The sequence below is a fragment of the Arthrobacter sp. P1_B4 genome (assembly GCF_056406555.1).
This window is the reverse complement of record NZ_JBFTZW010000177.1, coordinates 1-2,475: the sequence shown is the minus strand read 5'-3', so window position 1 is coordinate 2,475 and position 2,475 is coordinate 1. Positions and strand designations below refer to the sequence as shown.

Sequence of the window (2,475 nt, the reverse complement as noted above, 5' to 3'; positions counted from 1 at the left end):
CACTGATACCGACCGCGCCGAGACCCCCGACGCCACGGGCACAGCCGGATAYGGCACAGCGACACCCACCACCGACGCCGCAACGCCACCCACGACACGRCAGGACACCACCGGAATCGACCGCGCCGGAACCCGCGACGCCACGGGCCGGGGGCGCCTGCGCAAATACGTCACGACGGAAACCGTCACCAGGACGGTGCCAGTGCAACGCGAAGAGGTTCGAATCGAGCGGGAACCGATTGCCGAGGAAGACCGCGGCGAGGTCTCGAACCGACCGGCCAGCGACGACGAGGTAATCCTTCACGAAGAGCGCGTCATAGTGACCAAGGAGACCGTCCCGGTTGAACGGGTCCGCATCGTTACTGAAACGGTCGCAGATGAAGTCACCATCCGTGAGAAGGTCCACAAGGAACACTTTGACGGCGAAAGCGGCGAGGACAGCGAGGGCTCCGAGGGCACCGAGGGCACCGACGCCGGCCGCGGCTGAACATGCGGATTGTTTAGATGCCCCGGGCAAGGGCTGCGACCCATAGCCCCGGGCATCTTGTTGTCGGAACGGGGGTGCGAGCGATTGGTGGCCCCCGGCCGCACCCCTCCGCCGGCGGGGCTATTGGGATCCCCTGCCCACCGGTACGGCTATGGCCTCTCGCCTGCGGCAGTGCCAGTATGTTGGGAATCAGGCTGAACCACGGAGCCTGGCTCCGGGCGGAAAGGACTCGAGGTCATGACCTACATCAACAACTTCGACGATGTGGGGCGCGGCGACGTCGCCGCGGCAGGCGGCAAGGGCGTCGGTCTGGGCGGCCTCAGCCAGGGAGGACTGCCGGTCCCGCCGGGGTTCGTGTTGAACACCGCAGCCTACGCGGATTATGTGGCTGCCAACCATCTCGAGGCCGGCATCCATGAACTGGCTGTTCTGTCGCCGCACGCGGCGCCACAGGACTACGAGGAAGCCTCGAAACGGATCCGCGCCCTTTTCACCGGCGGCACCATGCCACACGCCATCGCGGCGGAACTCGGCGGCGCCTACGGAAGGCTAGGCGACGCAGACACAGCCGTGGCGGTGCGCTCCTCCGCCACGGCCGAGGACCTCGCCTCAGCCAGCTTCGCCGGGCAACAGGAAACCTACCTCAACGTCCGGGGGACGGAGGCTGTGGCCGCGGCCGTGATTGAGTGCTGGGCCTCCCTGTGGACAGCGCGTGCCATGGCCTACCGCGCCCGTGAAGGCATCGACCCGGACACGGTGCGCCTCGCCGTCGTGGTCCAGCAGATGGTCGACGCCGAGGCGGCCGGGGTGATGTTCACCGCCAATCCGGCCAACGGGCGCCGCGACCAGACGGTGATCAGTGCCGCGTGGGGCCTGGGCGAGTCCGTTGTCAGCGGATCGGTCACCACGGACGACGTCGTCGTCGAAGCCGGGACGGGCCGTGTGCTGTCCCGCCGGACAGCTGACAAGGAGGTCATGACCGTCAACGCGGAGCGCGGCACCCTGGAGCAGCCGGTGCCGGCGACGCGCCGCCGGCAGGCCGTATTGGACGACCGGGCGGCGGCCGAGCTGGCCGGTTACGGAACACGGATTACGGAGCATTTCGGGACGCCGCAGGATATCGAGTGGGCACGCGCCGGTGGCGAGTTCTTCATCCTGCAATCCCGGCCCATCACCGCGCTGCCCGACCCGGCAGCCGACATCCCGGACACCTGGCCGGTGCCCTACCGGCACGGGCTCTACTTCCGGGCAAGCATCGTTGAGCAGCTGCCCGACCCCCTCTCGCCGCTGTTCGCCGACCTCATTGACGGCTCGGTGTCACGGTCGCTGAGGGCCCTGATGGCCGGCGCCGTCGGCAAGGAGGTCATCCGCGAGGACGACGTCGGGCTGCCCACTATCAACGGCTACGCCTACTACTATTACCGCAACTCGGGAATGTGGCGGGTGATGGGCAAATCGCTGACGGCGATGCGTGCGCTGGCCCGCGGCAAGGCGCATATGGGAGTGGCGGGCTGGCGGGAATTTTCGCATCCCCGCTACGAGCAGGTGATCAAGGACTGGTCCGCGAAGCCCGTCGGGGAGCTCTCCGGAGAGGAACTGCTGGCGGGTGTGCAGACGCTGCTTGACGCCGGCACGGTGTACTACACGGCCGTGCAGTCCATCATTCCGATCGCCGCAACAAGCGAAATCTCCTTCCGGGCCTACTACGACAAGTTCGTTCGGCGCGACGGCGATCCCCCCGCCCAGACTTTCCTCCTCGGTTACGACAGCGAACCCATCCGCGCAGAGAAGTCGCTGTACGACCTCGCAGCCTGGGCCCGGGACGTCCCGGGGCTGGCTCCGGCGATCCTCAACGAACCCACCGCCGCACTGGCCGGGCCGCAACGCACCGGGTTCCCGCCTGCCGGAGTGGACCCGGCACCCTGGCAGCAATGGCAGGCCCGCTTCCAGGAGCACCTCGGCCGGTTCGGCCATGCGGTCTATAACCC

General features: G+C 67.9%; 2 protein-coding genes. Both read left to right on the top strand.

The genetic code is table 11. The features are described 5' to 3' along the window. A partial coding sequence (locus AC1D1W_RS20490; RefSeq protein WP_476944675.1) for a DUF2382 domain-containing protein occupies positions 1–487 on the top strand: 487 nt, incomplete at its 5' end. 237 nt (positions 488–724) lie between these two features. Then, positions 725–2,475: PEP/pyruvate-binding domain-containing protein (locus AC1D1W_RS20485; RefSeq protein ID WP_476944674.1), on the top strand; the 1,751-nt coding region annotated here is incomplete at its 3' end.